General features: G+C 39.9%; 17 protein-coding genes. 3 read left to right on the top strand and 14 right to left on the bottom strand.

The annotated features are described in order from the left end of the window. Positions 1 to 61: 61 nt before the first annotated feature. The 4 genes from KQI58_RS13180 to KQI58_RS13195 form a co-directional block, all read right to left on the bottom strand. The gene (locus KQI58_RS13180) at positions 62 to 1138 is read right to left on the bottom strand and encodes a hypothetical protein (RefSeq protein ID WP_216409553.1); all 1077 of its coding nucleotides are present in this window, start codon (positions 1136 to 1138) and stop codon (positions 62 to 64) included. Further along, positions 1131 to 2249, bottom strand: coding sequence for a DUF4352 domain-containing protein (locus KQI58_RS13185; RefSeq protein WP_216409554.1), 1119 nt, complete (start codon positions 2247 to 2249; stop codon positions 1131 to 1133). The genes KQI58_RS13180 and KQI58_RS13185 overlap by 8 nt, the downstream gene beginning before the upstream one ends. Before the next feature lie 395 nt (positions 2250 to 2644). Then, on the bottom strand, positions 2645 to 3424 hold the full coding sequence (locus tag KQI58_RS13190) for an HAD family hydrolase (protein WP_216409555.1): 780 nt from the start codon (positions 3422 to 3424) through the stop codon (positions 2645 to 2647). A gap of 15 nt (positions 3425 to 3439) precedes the next feature. Continuing rightward, entirely contained in the window at positions 3440 to 4078 is a 639-nt protein-coding gene (locus tag KQI58_RS13195; protein WP_216409556.1) for a DNA alkylation repair protein, read from the bottom strand. A gap of 362 nt (positions 4079 to 4440) precedes the next feature. Between KQI58_RS13195 and rpsD the strand changes: the two genes are divergently transcribed. Next, the gene (rpsD, locus tag KQI58_RS13200) at positions 4441 to 5052 is read left to right on the top strand and encodes a 30S ribosomal protein S4 (RefSeq protein ID WP_016181608.1); all 612 of its coding nucleotides are present in this window, start codon (positions 4441 to 4443) and stop codon (positions 5050 to 5052) included. A gap of 103 nt (positions 5053 to 5155) precedes the next feature. Here the strand turns inward: rpsD and KQI58_RS13205 are convergent, their stop codons facing one another. Together KQI58_RS13205 and KQI58_RS13210 are read right to left on the bottom strand one after the other, a co-directional pair. Continuing rightward, positions 5156 to 6310, bottom strand: coding sequence for a tyrosine-type recombinase/integrase (locus KQI58_RS13205; RefSeq protein WP_115872962.1), 1155 nt, complete (start codon positions 6308 to 6310; stop codon positions 5156 to 5158). A 44-nt stretch (positions 6311 to 6354) separates the two neighbouring features. Next, positions 6355 to 6876, bottom strand: a complete 522-nt coding sequence (locus tag KQI58_RS13210) for a helix-turn-helix domain-containing protein (RefSeq protein WP_216409557.1) — start codon at positions 6874 to 6876, stop codon at positions 6355 to 6357. A 202-nt stretch (positions 6877 to 7078) separates the two neighbouring features. Between KQI58_RS13210 and KQI58_RS13215 the strand changes: the two genes are divergently transcribed. Together KQI58_RS13215 and KQI58_RS13220 are read left to right on the top strand one after the other, a co-directional pair. Further along, positions 7079 to 7333, top strand: a complete 255-nt coding sequence (locus KQI58_RS13215) for a DNA-binding protein (protein WP_115873559.1) — start codon at positions 7079 to 7081, stop codon at positions 7331 to 7333. 270 nt (positions 7334 to 7603) lie between these two features. Continuing rightward, positions 7604 to 8755, top strand: coding sequence for a replication initiation factor domain-containing protein (locus KQI58_RS13220; protein WP_115872964.1), 1152 nt, complete (start codon positions 7604 to 7606; stop codon positions 8753 to 8755). A 446-nt stretch (positions 8756 to 9201) separates the two neighbouring features. On the opposite strand, the gene KQI58_RS13225 is transcribed toward KQI58_RS13220, so the two are convergent. The 8 genes from KQI58_RS13225 to KQI58_RS13260 form a co-directional block, all read right to left on the bottom strand. Next, entirely contained in the window at positions 9202 to 10350 is a 1149-nt protein-coding gene (locus KQI58_RS13225) for a cation:proton antiporter (protein WP_216409558.1), read from the bottom strand. Positions 10351 to 10547: 197 nt separating this feature from the next. Next, positions 10548 to 11606, bottom strand: coding sequence for a DUF389 domain-containing protein (locus KQI58_RS13230; RefSeq protein WP_115872966.1), 1059 nt, complete (start codon positions 11604 to 11606; stop codon positions 10548 to 10550). Between the two features lie 235 nt (positions 11607 to 11841). Further along, positions 11842 to 12072 carry a thioredoxin family protein gene (locus tag KQI58_RS13235; RefSeq protein ID WP_115872967.1) on the bottom strand — a complete coding sequence of 77 codons (231 nt, stop codon included), beginning with the start codon at positions 12070 to 12072 and terminating at the stop codon, positions 11842 to 11844. Positions 12073 to 12092: 20 nt separating this feature from the next. After that, entirely contained in the window at positions 12093 to 13079 is a 987-nt protein-coding gene (locus tag KQI58_RS13240) for a permease (RefSeq protein ID WP_216409559.1), read from the bottom strand. A gap of 66 nt (positions 13080 to 13145) precedes the next feature. Then, a complete protein-coding gene (locus KQI58_RS13245) occupies positions 13146 to 13487 on the bottom strand; it encodes an ArsR/SmtB family transcription factor (protein ID WP_115872969.1) in 342 nt (113 codons plus the stop codon). Between the two features lie 218 nt (positions 13488 to 13705). Beyond that, entirely contained in the window at positions 13706 to 14494 is a 789-nt protein-coding gene (locus tag KQI58_RS13250) for a hypothetical protein (protein ID WP_115872970.1), read from the bottom strand. Positions 14495 to 14547: 53 nt separating this feature from the next. Beyond that, complete coding sequence (locus KQI58_RS13255; protein ID WP_115872971.1) at positions 14548 to 15999, bottom strand: sensor histidine kinase; 1452 nt, start codon at positions 15997 to 15999, stop codon at positions 14548 to 14550. After that, positions 15996 to 16679 (bottom strand): response regulator transcription factor, encoded by a 684-nt coding sequence (locus tag KQI58_RS13260; RefSeq protein ID WP_115872972.1) that lies wholly within the window; start codon positions 16677 to 16679, stop codon positions 15996 to 15998. Before KQI58_RS13260 ends, KQI58_RS13255 begins: the two co-directional genes overlap by 4 nt. Positions 16680 to 16948 lie beyond the last annotated feature (269 nt).

The raw sequence follows: 16948 nt of genomic DNA on the forward strand, positions 1-16948 counted from the left end.
ACTGTAAGCAATTTAAAAATAAAAAAACTACGAGCAGCAAAGCACCCGCAGTTTTTCATTATTAAACAACCTCAGCTGTATCGTCTTTATCCCAATGTGCCTTTTGCTCGCTTTTTGCACGATGGCTTTGAACATGCTCCCAGTTCTCAGGGTCCTGTTGGTAGGTACTGAAATCCAATTCATCTACCAACCATTTTTTCTGTTCCTCATCATAAACAAGACTCGCGATTGCGTTTTGCGCATCCGTTGTTAGTGCCTCATCGATCCCAACTTCCTCAACTAATTGCATCGAACGCTTGAGATCGACATAGACATCGAATTGAGCTTTTGTTTGTCCGGCATTCACCGAAATTGAATCGCAATTGAGCTTGATTGACTGAAATTGCTGATCAAAGCTCTTTAAATAGGGCTTCAGTTCGGCAAAACTCAATTGTAGCTTTTCCTTATGTGATTTAGAAGCGATTAGCTGCGAAACATTCAAACCATCGCGAACCCCCTGATTGAAGGAATCAAAATAATTGACGACTGATGCTAGTAGATGCTTTTGAAATTGTTGATTGTTCTCATACAGGCTATTCTCTTTCACTGTCAGCCGCTGATCCTCCGCTTCGAGATCAACCCGTTCTTCCACCTTTTTTGAGCCAAATTTCGGATGTACCATTTCATAGGTCACGTTGTATGTTCCTGGTAAAAAAGGACCATAGGTGTATTTATTCCACTCCTCAACGAAATCTCCAGAAACCTCCTGCGCTTGAACTGTGGTTCGAAGATCGGTACCTTTAGGCAATTCTACGACAAGAAATCGTGCATTTGGATAAATTTCAGCTGGTTTTAAAAAGGAAGCACCTTCCTCAATTGAAAAATGTTCACCCTGTTTTAAAAGCTTAGTAATCTGCTTTTTTTTCAGCTTCTTTACCTGCTGTTGAAAAAGAGTTCGTGCCTCTTTGCTAATTTTTTTCTTGTTTGAGTAGCTGGGCATATAGCGCTTGATCAAGGTCTCATCATTTTCAAGCAGCGCAGATGCCAAACGATCTACTGTGGCATCCACGCTGTTTTTGTACCTAGAATAGCTGACAAAGCCGAAAATAATCACTACGACTAATACGAGCGTTGTCAGTATTCCAGTTTTTCTAGTCATTGAGTCCGCCTCTGAAAGCCGCTTTCAAGGATTTGAAATAGTAATTTCGACTTTCATTAGTGGAGTTGATTTCCCATTTGTCATCTTTTTTCTCCAGCTTCACTTGATAGCCTTCACCATTCATATTGTCATCCGTATTAATCGGTGCTTCATTGATTTTCCCAGGCAATTCCTGTAATAGATATTTCTCAGCATCCCGACGAACACTGGTGTAATCTGTGTATTTCCCCTTGTTTTCCTCTACAAATTTATCTGTGATTGATTCAGTGTCAACATCATCTAAAAAGACCATTTCTGGACGGACATAGATGACTGCTGATTCTGGGAAGAATTCTTTGAAGCTGTAGGTCACTTTGCCCTTTTCAGCATTCGTCTGTTGAAGCTGAGTGATCACTTTTTCCAGCTCAGCCGTTGAGGGCTCATAATTTGAGAATTCATCCTTCAAGCTATTGATACTGTCCTCTTTAAAGGTTTTGCGTTCCGCTTCTAGATCATTAGCTAGTTCAAGTTTCCCCGCCGCCTTCTTGTCCTCTTCTTTCACTTCATCAGAACCATAAAAGACGTTTGTCACATATTGACCCACTAATGCCTCCACAGCTTTAGTATCATCGCTGTATTTAGACGTGTCCAGCTTCAACTCAATGCCTTCATCCTTCTCGTCTTCAGAATAATAGGTTGGCTTATAATGTAGTTCATATTCCGCATCCTTCTTAACTTCAAACACCAATGGTTCCGTAAAGCTCTTATCCTCTGACAAGCTTTCACTGCTCATTACTTTAAAGTTATCATTGGAATCATACACATGCTCTGAAGAAACCTTTTTTCCCTCTTCATCATACAAAGCAAAATCATTGGAAGAAACATCCAATTTGTCCTTAGATTTATTTTTGACTTTAATATCTAGTGCCAGAAAGCCTGTTTCATCATCCACCTTTTCCCCATCAGGAATGATGTAGCTGCCTCCTTCAACACTCATTTCAACTCTTGATGTTTGGGCCGTATTCTCCTTCTCATTTTCCTTTTTGGCGTCGCCACCGCCGGAGCAGGCAGTCAATGTTACTAACAAACTACTCAATAAAATCAACCCGCTAAATACCCTAACCTTTTTCATGCTTTTTTCCTCCTATTTGTTTTGTTTTTGATGAATAAAAAAACACGTATCATATATATGATAAACGGAAATATCCCTCTTCGTCAACACGGTTAAAGAAATTAACAAGACATCCGAGAATATTAAAAAAACAAATAAAATTAATGGAAGAAATGTTAAAAAAAGATCTTATAATATTTATATCTATTTAATTTGTGATTTTTACTTTCTATCTTCTCAAGTAACAAACCGATTCAACTTCCGCCACTTATTTATGCAATGATCTGTTAACTCAATAATAAGGAAACAATTTAGAAAAATGATAAATGCCATGTGTTTTTTGACGCTTCACTTTGATTTCTATAAAAAGAAAAAGAATCGAGAGACATCTCCCGATTCTTTAGAGCAGTTTATTATTAATGAACCAATTCTAATTGGCGTAGTGCTTTATAAATACCATCTTGATCATTGGTGTCTGTCACAAGATTGGCAGCATCCTTAACATGGTTGGCGGCATTTCCCATTGCCACACCAGTTCCCGCCAAGTTCAGCATTTCGATATCGTTGTTGCCATCACCAAAGGTCACGATATTTTCTGGCTTGATCCCGACTTTTTTCGCTAAAGCTAAAATCGTTTGCGCCTTAGAACCAGGATTCGGAATGATATCAACGCTGTTTTCATGCCAGCGAACCAAACGAAATTCTGGAAAGGCTGCTTCAAACTCGGCATCCATCGACTGGTCATAAAAGGCACAGCCTTGGTATACTTCATGTTGAGAGAAATAATCTGGTTCATACTCTGGTGCTTGCTGACCGAAAGAAGACATCGCATTGCGGACTTTCTCACCATCAAAGTCGGTCACACGGCCGAAGGAATCTAACCCAAAGAGCATAATGTCGACTTTTCGTTCAGTGGCAAAATCGATCATCCGTGTTAACGCTTCACGGTCAAGCGTATGCTTGTAAACCTGCTCATGATCTAAGAATCCAGCAGAACCATTACAAATAATGTAATTCGTACAACCCAATTGATGAATCACATCGCCAGCCAACAAGCGGGACCGTCCCGTCGCAATAGTCACTAAATGTCCAGCCTCACGCAAAACCTTCAACGCCTTCATTGTGCTGTCTAAAGGTTTTCTTTGGCTGCTCAACAAGGTACCGTCAATGTCTAGTGCGATTAATTTTCTTTCCAAAATATCTCTCTCCATTTATATGTATTTGCTGCCCTCACGTAGGGCTAACTTACTTAATGAATGCTGCTGCATAAACTCTCTTACCCAATCAGGATTCACCTTACTATAATCACGCAATGACCAGCCGATCGCCTTCTGGATGAAAAACTCATCCGTCGTGAGATCCGCCAAGATCGCTTGCGTCAACAATTTTGTATCCGTTTGTTCTTTAAACATCAGCTGCAAATTAATCGCCACCCGCCGGTACCAAAAATTCTCGTGCTGATAGAAAAAATGATACACCTGCTCCAACTCTGCTGGATGCGCTAGTACCCACGTAGAAAATACTTTGCGCCACGCATCAATACTATCCCACCAAGTTTTTTCACCTAATAAAGGAAGCAATGCCTTTAGATCCTCCAATGAAAAACGCGTGATGTTCTTTTGTGCCAAATCAATCGCATAATACTGATACTCTCGCTCTTTCTTACGATAGTTGCGGAAAATCTCTTGTATCAGCTCTTCCATTGGCAAGGTGGTACTTTCTTTTAAAAAGGGCCGTTCTAATAGTGCTCGCTGCGGCTTTTTGACCCCGCAAAAGGGAAAAAGATCCTTCATGTACCGAGCCATCGGTTCCGCAAGCTCTGGTTGATTCGGAAAAACCAACGTGTCCATCCATAGCCTCCTTCATTGTAGAGAAGTTTCAGAGAATTTGCAAAAGCTTCTTACGCAATTCCCCTTCAATCTTTTCGCTGTCTTTGAAAAAAAGTAATCGTTTTTCGCCAACACCCAACAATTAACACATTTTTTTCAAAAAAGCAATACCTGAACTTGACTCTGCTTGCCCTTTTCCGTTATACTGACATTTGTGTAAAATAATGCAGCAGAAGAATAATAGCCCGTCCCCAGTTCGTTGCCAGTATTGGTTCAATTGTGTAACCGCGGCTGCGAAGGTGAAGATTGAAGAACGAACTACACGGATATGAATTTTTCAACGGATTATTTTACTCCAAAACAATTTATTGGAGGAATTTTTAATGTCACGTTATACAGGACCATCATGGAAACAATCTCGTCGTCTTGGTATCTCATTATCAGGAACAGGGAAAGAATTAGCACGTCGTCCATACGCTCCAGGTCAACATGGGCCAAACAGCCGTGGAAAGAAATCTGAATACGGCTTGCAAATGTCAGAAAAACAAAAATTACGTTTCATCTACGGATTAAACGAACGTCAATTCCGTAACTTATTCGTACGCGCTAGCAAAATCAAAGAAGGTAAACACGGTGTTAACTTCATGATCTTACTAGAACGTCGTCTAGATAACGTTGTTTACCGTTTAGGTTTGGCTTCAACTCGTCGCCAAGCTCGTCAATTAGTAAACCACGGTCACGTAACTGTCGATGGCAAACGTGTTGACATCGCTTCTTATGAAGTTGAAGTTGGCCAAGTTATCGGTATCCGTGAAAAATCTAAAAACATGGTTACAGTAAAAGAAGCAGTTGAATCAGCTGTTGGTCGTCCAGCTTTCGTAAGCTTTGACGATGAAAAATTAGAAGGTTCATTATCTCGTTTACCAGAACGTGATGAAATCAACCCAGAAATCGACGAATCATTAGTCGTTGAATTCTACAACAAATTAATGTAAGATTTCTTACAGACGCTCAAATCCTTGTGCTACAAGGGTTTGAGCGTTTTTTGTTTGTCAAGAATCACTTGAAATCAATTTGACTTAGTTTTTGACTTAGTTACTAATCATTTAGGTAGTTCATGAAAGTATCGACTGTTTTTTGACTCATGTCTTCACCAACATGAGTATAGGTATCCATTGTGGTTTTGACACTCGAATGCCCCAATCTTGATTGCACTTCTTTTGGAGTCGCCCCACTTTCAAAAAGTAACGTTGCGTGAGTGTGTCTCAAACTATGAAGATTTATATCTGGCAAGTTGATTTTCTTCACGATTCGTTTCAACATGTCATAGATACTTGCAGTGTGTAGTACATTCCCATTTCGAGATAAGAAAATGAAATCATCATCTTGCTTCTCTACGATCTCAAAATACTCGTCCTGCTTTTCCTTGAACACAAGTAATCTTCTTACGGTTTCTCGATCAAGTGTAATCATTCGATTGGAAGCCATATTTTTTGGAGTGCCCAATATCCATCCTTCTTCCGTAAAAGAAAATGTTTTGGTCACCGATATAGAACAATTCGCAAAATCAATATCATCCCAAGTTAATGCGCAACACTCAGAGATTCTCATTCCAGATTGAGCTAAGACTCGAAAAAGAATCTTTTGGACCTCATTGATATATCGACTATCTAAAGAATCCAAATGCTGATATAAACATTTCAGTTCTTCTTTTGACAAGAATTGACGTTCCTTTTTCTTCTTTTCAATTTTGGGTTTGATCACATATTTAGTAGGATCAGATTTTAACAGTCCTACACTGACTCCGTATCTGATAATGATTGAGATTAACTGCAAAATTTGATGGTAATACTTTGTCCCGTTCTCTTTCATGAACCCATCATAATATTTTTGAAGAGTAAGAACGTTCAATTCTTCAATATTTTTTTCTCCAAGATCAGCTAATACATACTTTTCGATTCTAATCCTTGTACCTCGATAAGTTGAAGGTTTCACACCCTTTTTATACTGTGGCAGCCAAAGTTCATATAGATCTTTGAAAGTGACTACCTTGACTTCATCTTTTGTGTAATTTGGATCAAACTCATAAACAAATCTCAAATATTTATTTCTAACTTCAGATTTTGTTTTACCTCTAATATCGGTGATCTTCTGAGAGCCATCTTTGTAAGTCCCGATATATGTATTCTTCGATATATACCGCTTCTCTCCTTTTTTCGTTGTATACTCTTTGATTTTTTTTTCCAATTTCATTAAATGCTATCTCCTTTTATGTGTGGGGCACATAGGAAAGGAAATTAAAGTAACTCTTTGTTGGCTTTGATATACTCGATTTTCTTTACAAGGTCGTCAATCTCATCAAATGGGATCGTTGAGAAAAAGTCAGGTTTCATTTGTGGTTTTCCTTTTCCATCGATCTCAATTTCACCATCCTCGTTGTGCACAGGTTGTGAAGTAAACAATTGGTGAATGTATTCTGCTTTATGAAACGCTTCGTCAATATCCTTCATGTATTGTTCGTCAAATACCTTCGCAAAGCGCATCATCGTTTGAACCCGATCTTCATAATCATCGATTCTATCCACCACTGCTTCCGTATCAGAAATAGCGATCTCTTTGACTGTTCCAAACAATTGAATCGGTGTCGCTTTGAACACTTTCGTAATTTTTTCTAACGTTTCAAATGTTGGATAGCGAACGCCGCGCTCAATATTTGAGATCGTTTGTTTATTCAATCCGATTTTATCTGCTAATTCCTCTTGAGAAAGTCCGTGATCTTTTCGTAATCTTGCGACATTACCGCCAAAATTTTCTATCATCCTCTTCACCTCTTGCCTATAGTGTAAACTCACTAAACAAAAAAATCAAGAAAAATAGTCATAAAAGTTTACATTATTTTATTATAAATTTTAGTTGACAACCAAAAAGACCTGATTTAATATGTTCTTACAAGGCTTATAAGTTTACTAAATAGTCTTTTAAATTTTATCAAAATGATTTTAGGAGGTGATTTGTTTGACGATGGAAGAGACGCTGATGGATTGGCAGAAAGAGAATTATCATCATGCCTATTTCATGATGAAAGAGGCACTGGAAAACGCAAAAGAAGATCGAGATATCTTGAAACAGAAATACTGCGCGGCTCATTTCGATGTGAGTGTCAACACGTTAAAGGATTGGGTCGCTCATGGTTGTCCAGAAATTCGTCTGGATTCGGGAATGGTCTTATACAGTAAAAAGGCCGTTAGAGAATGGCTTTTAGCGTATCAGCAATAGTTTTTATCGGGGCACATAAAGGAACTACACTGGCGAGACCCAGCCGCCGCTGCACCCCAGTGCAAGCGAGCGAGCTGGTCCGCTCGTCTTTGTGGCGCGCTATGCGCGCCGCAAAGCGATTAACCCCCAGTATCTAACTAGGGGGGTACTAAATACAACATTTATAGCAAAATAATCGCCCAAACACTTGATATATCAATCTTTCAATAAACTTTTCGAGCTGTGAGGTAAAAATCATTACTTCACATTTTTTCACACAAGGAGAATGGAATGGATTTTGAAACAGAACTGAGGGAAATGCGATTAAGATACGGTGTCTCACAAACGAAATTATCTACACTAAGCGGCTATTCAAGAGAACATATCAATCGAGTTGAGCAAGGCAAAGAGGTACCTTCGGAAAAAATGAAAGCTTCTTTAATCAAGTGTTTGGAGAAAATGAATCCGGAGAATGATTTTGAATTGGTTTTTGATTATGTCCGGTTGCGCTTTGAAAGTCATGATGTCCGACACATCTGTGAAGATATTCTTCGTATCAAAATGAAATTTATGCTCTATGATGATTTCGCCTTTTACGGCTATATCGCTAAATACTGGTTTAGTGAGATACAGGTCATGATCTCACCAGAAGAGGATGAACGAGGGATATTGATCGAATTGAAAGGACAAGGATGTCGAGAATTTGGAAGTTTGTTACGCGCTCAAAAACGTTCATGGTTCGATTTCTTTCGGGACTGTGAAAAGGAAAAGGTCCACTATAAACGAATCGATCTGGCAATCAATGATCAAGTTGGGGTCATCCCGATCTCTTATCTCGCTGAGAAATGCAAAAAAGGCGAACTACGTTCAAAGTTCCGTTCCTTTCGCTTTCTTCGTTCTGGAAATTTTGAAGAGGACCAAGAAGATACCTCATTGGGAGAGACACTTTATTTAGGTTCGCTAAAAAGCGAGATTTATTTTTGTTTCTATCAGAAAAATTATGAACAGATGGTCAAACGAAACATCTCACTGGAAAATTCTACTTTCAAGAATCGGTACGAGATTCGTTTGAAAAACGAGCGCGCGTATTATGCGATTCAAGATTTATTAACCTATGGAGATTATGAACGAACGATTTTTGGGATCATCAATACCTATATTATCTTTTTAAAACCGATCAAAAATAACCCGAAAAAAAGTTGGCAAATTGATCCAATGTGGAATCAATTTCTTGGAACTACTAGAGAAAAATTGAAACTGACTTCAGAACCACAACCCTATGACATCACCCGCACGATGGCATGGTTAAAGAAACAAGTAGCGCCTACTTTGAAAATGTTGCTTTTGATTGATCAAGAGAACGGAACGAAAAAAATTATGGAATTGATCTCTGCAACAGAACTTTCTCCGCAACAAATTAAAAAATTGGAGTCGCACACATAAAAAAAGGTATTTTTTGTCATTATCTATAATAGGAAAAAACAAAGTGTATAGAAAAAACTTATACACTTTGTTGCCAGTATTTTTAATCCTCTTAAAAATCGCTGCGAATGAACAAATGAGTTAATTGCTTACGTTTTAGATGGTTAAAAATGTTTTAATTACCGCTTTTCTCTGAATTTCCATGTCCACTTAACTATTTCTACTAATTGTTGATCGCTACGATTGTGCGACCAAGGTGCTTGTCTTCTTTTAATAGCTGAATGATGTCAGCAAGCTGATTCAATGAGATTTCTCTGAATAAGGTGCTATCTGTGATTTTCCATTTCTAAGCCATTTTGGACCAAATCATTTGACGATATTCCTGTGAAATATTCACTTAATCGTTTTCGATCAGATTGATCCCTCGATGACAGTTTTTACATTTGTCCTCTAAAATAATAATTTTCCTACGAGTAGATTTTTCTTGTAAAGTATTTCAGTAGGAATGGTGATGACAAGGTCGTAAACAAGATCACCAGAATGAAGGCTGAATAGTATTCCTTGCTCACCAGATGTGCCTGAAAGCCTAACTGAACGATAATCAGCGCCATCTCGCCGCGCGAGATCATCCCTGAGCCGACCATCAAGCTGCTGTGATTATCGAATCCAGCCAGCTTGCCGCCAAGGTAGCCGCCAGCTAGCTTGGAGCTAATCGCAAAGATCGTCAACACAAGGATCAATAGCAGCTGTTGTCCAATGCCGTTAAATGTAATCTCCAAGCCGATACTGACAAAAAAGACTGGGATGAAGACCGCATATCCGATTGCCTCCACATTGTACTGAACTTCCTTCCAAACATTGGTTTGTCCAATCGCCACACCAGTGAAGAAGGCGCCGATTACCGAGCTTAACCCGATAAAGTCTGCTAAATAGGACATGCTCAGACATAAAATGAGTGAGACAATGATCACAGAAGATTCCGCCAATAGTTTTTTACTGAGTCGCATTAGATAGGGCGCACCCCAGCGGATCAATAAAAAGATGCCAACAAAGAACAATACTTGATCAATCAGCATGATACTCAAGGGCTGATCATTCCCACTTGAAGCCCCTAGAAAGGACATGCTCAGGCTCACAATCAGGACGACGAGGATATCATCGACGACTGAAGCGCCGAGTATCGTTGACCCTTCTTTCGTATTGACCACGTTCAGTTCCTTCAGAACCTCCACCGAGATACTGACAGAGGTTGCCGCCAAAATCAGTCCCAAGAAAAAGGACTCATTCATCGCGATATGAAAAAGATTGCCCCCTAAGGTTCCTAATAGGACCGGAAATAAAATCCCCAGAACAGCGACATACATCCCGGGTCGGAAGTACTTTCGCAGCAATGAAAGATCACTTTCGATTCCAGCTAAGAACATCAGTAAAATAACCCCAATCTCAGAAAAATCCTCCACCAGAATATCAGGATGTACGATCTTCAATCCCGCGCTTCCTAAAAGGATGCCGACCAATAGCTGTCCAATCACAGCTGGTATCCCAACGCGTCTTGAGAAATGACCAGCGATCGTCGTACTGACCAAAATCAGACATAAGACACCTATAAATTCCATATTTTTTCATCCTTTCTTGATTTGCACATACTTGATAAGGATATCGAAAAAGGACTAGCTTGGAAACTAATTCGATCGGCACATCTTGCGCGATTATCGGCTAAAAGATTCACTTTTCCGGGAAGCTTGCTCAAAGAAAAAAACTTCTCGTAATGGAGAAGCTTTCCAGATGAATCATGGTGCGATCCGAGCTATCTTTACTGCCAATCTCCGGAATCCGTTGTTTCCTGTTCTTTCTTGGCTTCGACATTTTTATCCTTTTCCTTGTCTAGTCGGCTCTTGAAATATTGATCCAAGTACTTCGACATTTGGTTACTATCAAGCTCCGAGAGATTGGGAACTTGATCAATTTCTAACGAAACATTGGCTAAGCCATAATCCGGCAACTCCTTTTGTAATTCCTGAATACGGGCCTTTGGTATCCGATCACCGGAAACAGTCACTATGAGCTTGCTCTTCTCTTTGTCGTAGTCCTGATTTAACACAACGTAATCGGAAAATTTTTCATTCAGCAGCTGATTGATGGCGGACTTTCGGATACTTTCTCTCACCAAAGTGGAAGCAGAAAAGATGCTGGGAATCACAATCAGCAAGGAAACCAGAATAAGATAGGTATTAATCTTACGCATGTCCTTGTTCGTCAATCGGGCCATCACAGGAAAACGCATGAAACGTATCCCAATGAACGTCGCAATCACGATGAACCCGCAGTTAATAATGAAAAGATACGATGAGCCGATAAAATAAGCCATATTTCTCGTTGCGATCGAATAGCCGATCGTACAAGCTGGCGGCATCAACGCCGTCGCAATAGCCACCCCGGGAACGATATTATTACTCCCCTTCTTCCTGGCGCCGATAATTCCCGCGAGTCCTCCGGCAAACGCGATGATCACATCCCAGATAGTGGGTGAAGTGCGGGCGATAATTTCACTGCTGGCATAGGTGATCGGTGAAATGGAAAAATAAATGGTCGCTACTGTTAAGCTGACCGCTACCTCCACCAAGAGTAGCTTCGCGGCCTTTTTTACCACTGAAAAATCAAAGACGGACAAGCCGTAGCCGACGCCCAACAAAGGCGACATGATCGGTGAAATCAGCATCGCTCCAATGATCACAGGGATCGAATTCATATTTAGGCCAATCGAGGCGATCAAGATCGCACACATCAAAATGACCGAGTCGCTGGTCTTGATCTCGATATCTGAGAGGATTTTTTCGCGAAATTTCTCCACTGTATATTCCTGTTCCTCCATATTGTTCCTCCACTTCCTATTTCATACACCTATTTTAGCGTGGAGCGTACAGAAACGCACTCAATATACTTATTTGAAGGAACTGGAGTAAAATGGCCAGATCGTATGATTGTGCTTAGACTTTACAGCTTTATTCAACAATAAGTAATGAAAAAACTTCTTGCAACAATACCCACATTCTCATCAAACAGAATGTGGGTATTGTTTTACTTATCAGCTAAGATTTTTATTTCGATCAGGATAATATTTTTTGGATTTCCTTTGCTTTTGGTACTCTTCCAGAAACAACGACTTTTTCATCGACGACTAACCCGGGGGTCCTCATTACTCCATATTTTTGGATCTCAATCATATCTGTGACTTTGAGCACCTCTGCCTCTTTTCCTAAATGTTCAAGCGCTTCATGAACATTTTTCTCCAGAGTCTGACAATTTTTACAGCCTGATCCCAATACTTTAATGACCATTTTATTCCTCCCTTTCAAATTTACATTGGTAAAACATTAAATGTGAATCCAATAATTAAAATACCAACAATACAAATTCCAATAAAAGTTGCTAATAGTTTCGGTTTTACAACTTTGCTCAGCATAATCAAGGATGGGAGCGAAAGTGTTGTTACAGACATCATGAACGCTACCAGTGTACCAATCGGAACACCTTTACTGTAGAGTGCTTCGGCAATCGGCAATACACCAAAAATATCCGCATAAATAGGGGCCCCAACAAGTGTTGCCAAAACCACAGCAAGTGGATTATCTTCCCCCAATATTGATTGAATGAACGTTTCTGGTATCCAATTGTGGATCACAGCACCGACACCAACGCCAATCAGGACATAGGGCCACACCTTCCCAGCCACTTCTTTCACTTGGTCTACTCCGAAGCGAACTCGATCTTTCCAAGTCAGCTCTTCGATGAAAGTCACGCCCTCCTCCATTTGACGAATGTAGTCTTGAATCTCATTTTCCATCTTTAAATTATCGATGGTTGATCCGCCGAGAACGGCTAAAATCAAACCGACAACAACATAAAGAATGGCGACCTCCGTCCCAAAAAAGGACATCAGCAGAATGATCGAAGCGATATCAACCATTGGAGAAGAGATCAAAAAAGAAAAGGTCACACCCAATGGCAGGCCCGCTGTCGTAAAGCCGATAAAAATAGGGATGCTGGAGCAACTGCAAAAAGGGGTAACTGTTCCCAACAAAGCGCCTAAAACATTCCCCTTCCACCCCTTCAAACCACCTAACATGACTTTTGTCTTCTCCGGGGGGAAAAAGGATTGAATGATTCCCATAGTAAAGATTAATACAGATAACAGGATAAATATCTTGATTGTATCAAAAATAAAAAACTGAAGACTGTTTCCTGCTTTACTCTTTAAAGACAAACCAACCAGTTCAACGAATCTCCCCGCAATTTCGTTAAGCCACAACATTTTAAACACTTGATCAGATAGTAACTCCCACATAGAGGCCTCCTTTATTTGACCGCAGTAAAAATTTGTCGTTTGCGAAAAACGTTTCCATCCCCGTTTTTATTCAATATTACTCTTTATTGATCCTGTCGCTGCTTCTTCCTTCTTCATTTTGCAAATACAATCCTCTTTGTCCGAAAACAAGTGCATCATGGAACCAATAAAGTAATCGACAAAACGTTCAGCTAACTGATAATGGTGCCAAGTCCCTTCTTTTGTGACAAGAACCACACCAGCATTTTCCAGTACTTTCATATGGTGTGAGAGTGTTGGTTGTGTGAAATCGAAGTGATCTAAAATCTTACAAGCACATAAACTGCCACAGGACAAAAGGTCGATGATTTTCAAGCGTTTCGGATCAGCGAGCGCTTTCAACATTTGGGATAGTTCATCATAATCCATCTGCTATTCCTCCCTATACATAGAATTTCATCTATGTTTAAAATATAGATGATTATCTATCTAAAATCAATCATTTCTTTTATTACTTATTCCATGAACGATTGAAAATTAGAAATTCATTTGTAAAACCACTAAGAAAGGCTTTGCGCATGTGAAATTTTCATACTCCCTTTAAGTACAAAAAAACAAGAGCAGCAAGTTCTGCTCTTGTTCATTATCTAGTTAACGCAAGTTCCTGCATTGCGACCCCTTTGCCCGCCTGCGCCACTACCATCACGTAAACCGTTCCCTGCATTTCTACCAGTGCCACCACCGCTGCCGTCACGGACTCCGTTACCATACCCGCTATTCGCTGAACCTGTTTGATTTCCGGCTTGATTCCCTGTTGAATTTCCTGCTTGTCCGCTATTGCTATTTCCGGGGTTACTCTTAGTAGCAGCCGGTGCTTGATTTGCTGCCGCATTGCCATATTGATTCCCGGTGCCATCCTGTGGCTGCTGACCATAAGCCGTTTGTGTGTCTGAAGTGCTTGCTGCGGGTGCGTTTGATTGTGCCGTGCTTGATTGCGAAGAATTTTGTGACGTATCACCAGCTGTCGAATTCGTACCATTCGCTTGTTTTTCTTCCCAATATGGACAATCCGCGACACGCGGACCATCCGAACAGCCTGGTCCTGTTCCATCTTGTTTGCCGTTTCCGGCATTTTGACCAGTTCCTACATTACGGCCATTTTTATAGCCTGTTCCGTCTTGCGGACGCTGGCGAGCCGCAGCCAACAAGAAGCTCTGATTTGACGTCAATGTTTTGTTTTTGGTTGGTAAAAACTTATTCTGACCAATCGGACAATCTGCTCGAGGGACACGTTCTTCGCCAGTAACCAAACAATAACCAAGGTTGTTCACTCCTGCTCCTCTACCTGCGTTTACCTGAGCAGCTTCTGCAGTGAGCGCTGATAGGCTCATTAGACAAGCCGCCCCTACTAATGCTGTTGCGATCATTTTTTTCATGTTGCATTCCTCCTCTTTCTTATATGTTAGAAAGAGAATATGGCAAAAGTGTGTCATGATAAACAAGGCAAAATAATTTTTATAATAAATTTTTTGTCTATTGATTCTGCGTGAATCTGACCGTTATGTCGGACAACCACCTGCTTGGCAATTGCCAATCCTAAACCTGTTCCGTCTTCTGTTAGTTGCTTCCCTCGCTGAAAAGAATCAAAAAATTTCTCCGTGTCGACATTTGCGACCGTTTGCGAATTTGTGACAGATATTTCTAAATCTCTTCCCTTTTCTTTTACAGAAATTGTGATTAAAGATTTAGCCGGAGCGTACTTATTTGCGTTATCTAAAAGTATTTTAAATAACTGAGTCATTCTGAAATAGTCCCCTTCAATTAGTCGTCTCTCAGTCAAACTATTTTCAAATTCAGTAGTTTGTTGCTTGTCTTTGATTGCTACGCGATAACTTCGCATCGCATCCTCTATGCAGTCTAGTAGATCAATCGGTTCTTTTTGCAATTGAAACTCTGTTGACTCTAATCTACTTAGTTCTAATAAATCAGTAACTAACCTCTCTAAACCATTCGCTTCTACTATTAACTGATCTAAATACTTTTTCTCATCATCGTTATCTACATACCCCGCTTTGATTGTTGCCAAAGAGCTTTTGATGACCATTACCGGTGTTCGCAGTTCATGTGATATTTGAGAGAGAAAATCTTTCTCTGCTTGTTTTTTCTTTTCTTGTTCTTGTCGTGCAGTCAATAACCGTTGACTTAATATAGAAAGCTGATTCCCCAACTCTTCAAGTTCGTCATGAGTATTCAGTTTCAATTCTGTGTCAAATTTTTCATTTGCAAGATCATCCACATAACTCTTCATCGTATAGATCGGCTGAACAAATCGTTTGGCCAAGCGCCACGCCAATAGGCTGGCAATGACTACCGCTGCCAGTAAGCTAATGACCAGCATCAAATAACCTGATAATTGATTTTTGTGGATCGCTGTCACTTTCGAGTGCATAACAACGACTCCTTTGACCACTCCATCAGATTTGATCGGCGTGGTTACTGTCAAATCCTGCAATTGGACGAAGGCCCTTTTTTTCTCGATCTGCGTTTGCTTTGTTTGATAGGTTTTTGTGAGTAGCGTTTGCGTTCCTGCCGGTGGGTCTTTTCGCGTTATGTCTTTGTGATGATCCTCGATAATTGGCTCCATTTGTTTATTCAAGACCCAAACCTCTTCACCGGCGATTTGATTTAGAAAACGAATGAAGGCTCCATAGCCACCCATACCTCCGCTTTTGCCACCGCGATCTTGTGAATCCTTTGTTTCCAATTTGAAAAAATCTTCCATCGTCTTACTGATGAGTTCGGCGCGATTGATCATCTCTTCTTGATGCATATCCTCTGTTTGCTTGGCAAATAATACCCCAAACACTAAAGCTATGATCACAGAGAAAAAAAGTAATAGAATAACTGATTGTGTGATGAGCCGATTAAAAATTTTTCTCATTCTTCTCTACCCCAGCGATAGCCCTCGCCCCAGACCGTTTCAATACTATCATTGTCGATACCGGCTTTTTTAATCTTTGCCCGCAGGCGTTTGATATGACTATCCACAGTTCGGCTATCTCCATAATAATCGTAGCCCCATACTGCATCCAAAAGATTGTTGCGATTGAACACTTTATTCGGATACTTGGCGAACAAAGCCAAGATTTCGAACTCTTTTTTAGTTAATACAATCTCCTTTGATTCATAAAATGCTTTGCGATTCCCCAAATGTAATTCGATTTCGCCAAGTTTGATGACTTTTTGTGGATGATCATTTTCAAAATGGATACGGCGTAAAATAGCGTTGATCCGCGACAATACTTCCTCTGGAGAAAATGGCTTAACGATGTAATCATCCGCACCAACCTCTAATCCCAATATTCGATCAGCATCTTCTGACTTTGCAGTAATCATAATGATCGGCACAGTAGATTTTTCACGAATCCTACGACAAATTTCAAAACCATCGACATTTGGCAGCATGATGTCTAGCAAAATAAAATCCGGCTTGAACGAATCAAAAGAAGCGAGTGCTTTTCCTCCGTCATAAACAACGGCTGTTTCATGATTCGCTTCTTTTAAAAAGCGATTTAGTACATCAATTATTTGTTTATTATCTTCCACAATCAAAACTTTCATTTTTCCACCTACTCGTTAGTTATTTACTTTAAGTATATCAAGGAAAAGTGAAAAGAATTCGCTTGTTTCTAAATAAAGTCTATTGAATTATTTCTTCATAATTATCCTTTCCTATGTGCCCCACATTTTTAAGTTTGACTTAGTTTTTGACTTAGTTTCGTTTGATATTTGTTGATGTCCATTAATTTATCAAATGACTATAAACGTTGTTATATCAGCTTTTCCCCATGTTTTGACACTACATAAAACGTGCGAGAAAATTCTACAAC

Source organism: Enterococcus raffinosus (genome assembly GCF_018917525.1).
In the GTDB taxonomy this organism is placed as follows: Bacteria; Bacillota; Bacilli; order Lactobacillales; family Enterococcaceae; genus Enterococcus_A; species Enterococcus_A raffinosus_A.

Excerpts from the sequence above, each read along its gene's own strand:
- KQI58_RS13210 (WP_216409557.1), bottom strand. The coding sequence starts at position 6,876 with ATGATAGAAAATTTTGGCGGTAATGTCGCAAGATTACGAAAAGATCAC.
- KQI58_RS13250 (WP_115872970.1), bottom strand. The coding sequence starts at position 14,494 with ATGAAAAAAATGATCGCAACAGCATTAGTAGGGGCGGCTTGTCTAATG.
- KQI58_RS13205 (WP_115872962.1), bottom strand. The coding sequence starts at position 6,310 with ATGAAATTGGAAAAAAAAATCAAAGAGTATACAACGAAAAAAGGAGAG.
- KQI58_RS13180 (WP_216409553.1), bottom strand. The coding sequence starts at position 1,138 with ATGACTAGAAAAACTGGAATACTGACAACGCTCGTATTAGTCGTAGTG.
- KQI58_RS13240 (WP_216409559.1), bottom strand. The coding sequence starts at position 13,079 with ATGTGGGAGTTACTATCTGATCAAGTGTTTAAAATGTTGTGGCTTAAC.
- KQI58_RS13230 (WP_115872966.1), bottom strand. The coding sequence starts at position 11,606 with ATGGAGGAACAGGAATATACAGTGGAGAAATTTCGCGAAAAAATCCTC.
- KQI58_RS13225 (WP_216409558.1), bottom strand. The coding sequence starts at position 10,350 with ATGGAATTTATAGGTGTCTTATGTCTGATTTTGGTCAGTACGACGATC.
- rpsD (WP_016181608.1), top strand. The coding sequence starts at position 4,441 with ATGTCACGTTATACAGGACCATCATGGAAACAATCTCGTCGTCTTGGT.
- KQI58_RS13255 (WP_115872971.1), bottom strand. The coding sequence starts at position 15,999 with ATGAGAAAAATTTTTAATCGGCTCATCACACAATCAGTTATTCTATTA.
- KQI58_RS13215 (WP_115873559.1), top strand. The coding sequence starts at position 7,079 with ATGGAAGAGACGCTGATGGATTGGCAGAAAGAGAATTATCATCATGCC.
- KQI58_RS13195 (WP_216409556.1), bottom strand. The coding sequence starts at position 4,078 with ATGGACACGTTGGTTTTTCCGAATCAACCAGAGCTTGCGGAACCGATG.
- KQI58_RS13185 (WP_216409554.1), bottom strand. The coding sequence starts at position 2,249 with ATGAAAAAGGTTAGGGTATTTAGCGGGTTGATTTTATTGAGTAGTTTG.
- KQI58_RS13220 (WP_115872964.1), top strand. The coding sequence starts at position 7,604 with ATGGATTTTGAAACAGAACTGAGGGAAATGCGATTAAGATACGGTGTC.
- KQI58_RS13235 (WP_115872967.1), bottom strand. The coding sequence starts at position 12,072 with ATGGTCATTAAAGTATTGGGATCAGGCTGTAAAAATTGTCAGACTCTG.
- KQI58_RS13245 (WP_115872969.1), bottom strand. The coding sequence starts at position 13,487 with ATGGATTATGATGAACTATCCCAAATGTTGAAAGCGCTCGCTGATCCG.
- KQI58_RS13260 (WP_115872972.1), bottom strand. The coding sequence starts at position 16,679 with ATGAAAGTTTTGATTGTGGAAGATAATAAACAAATAATTGATGTACTA.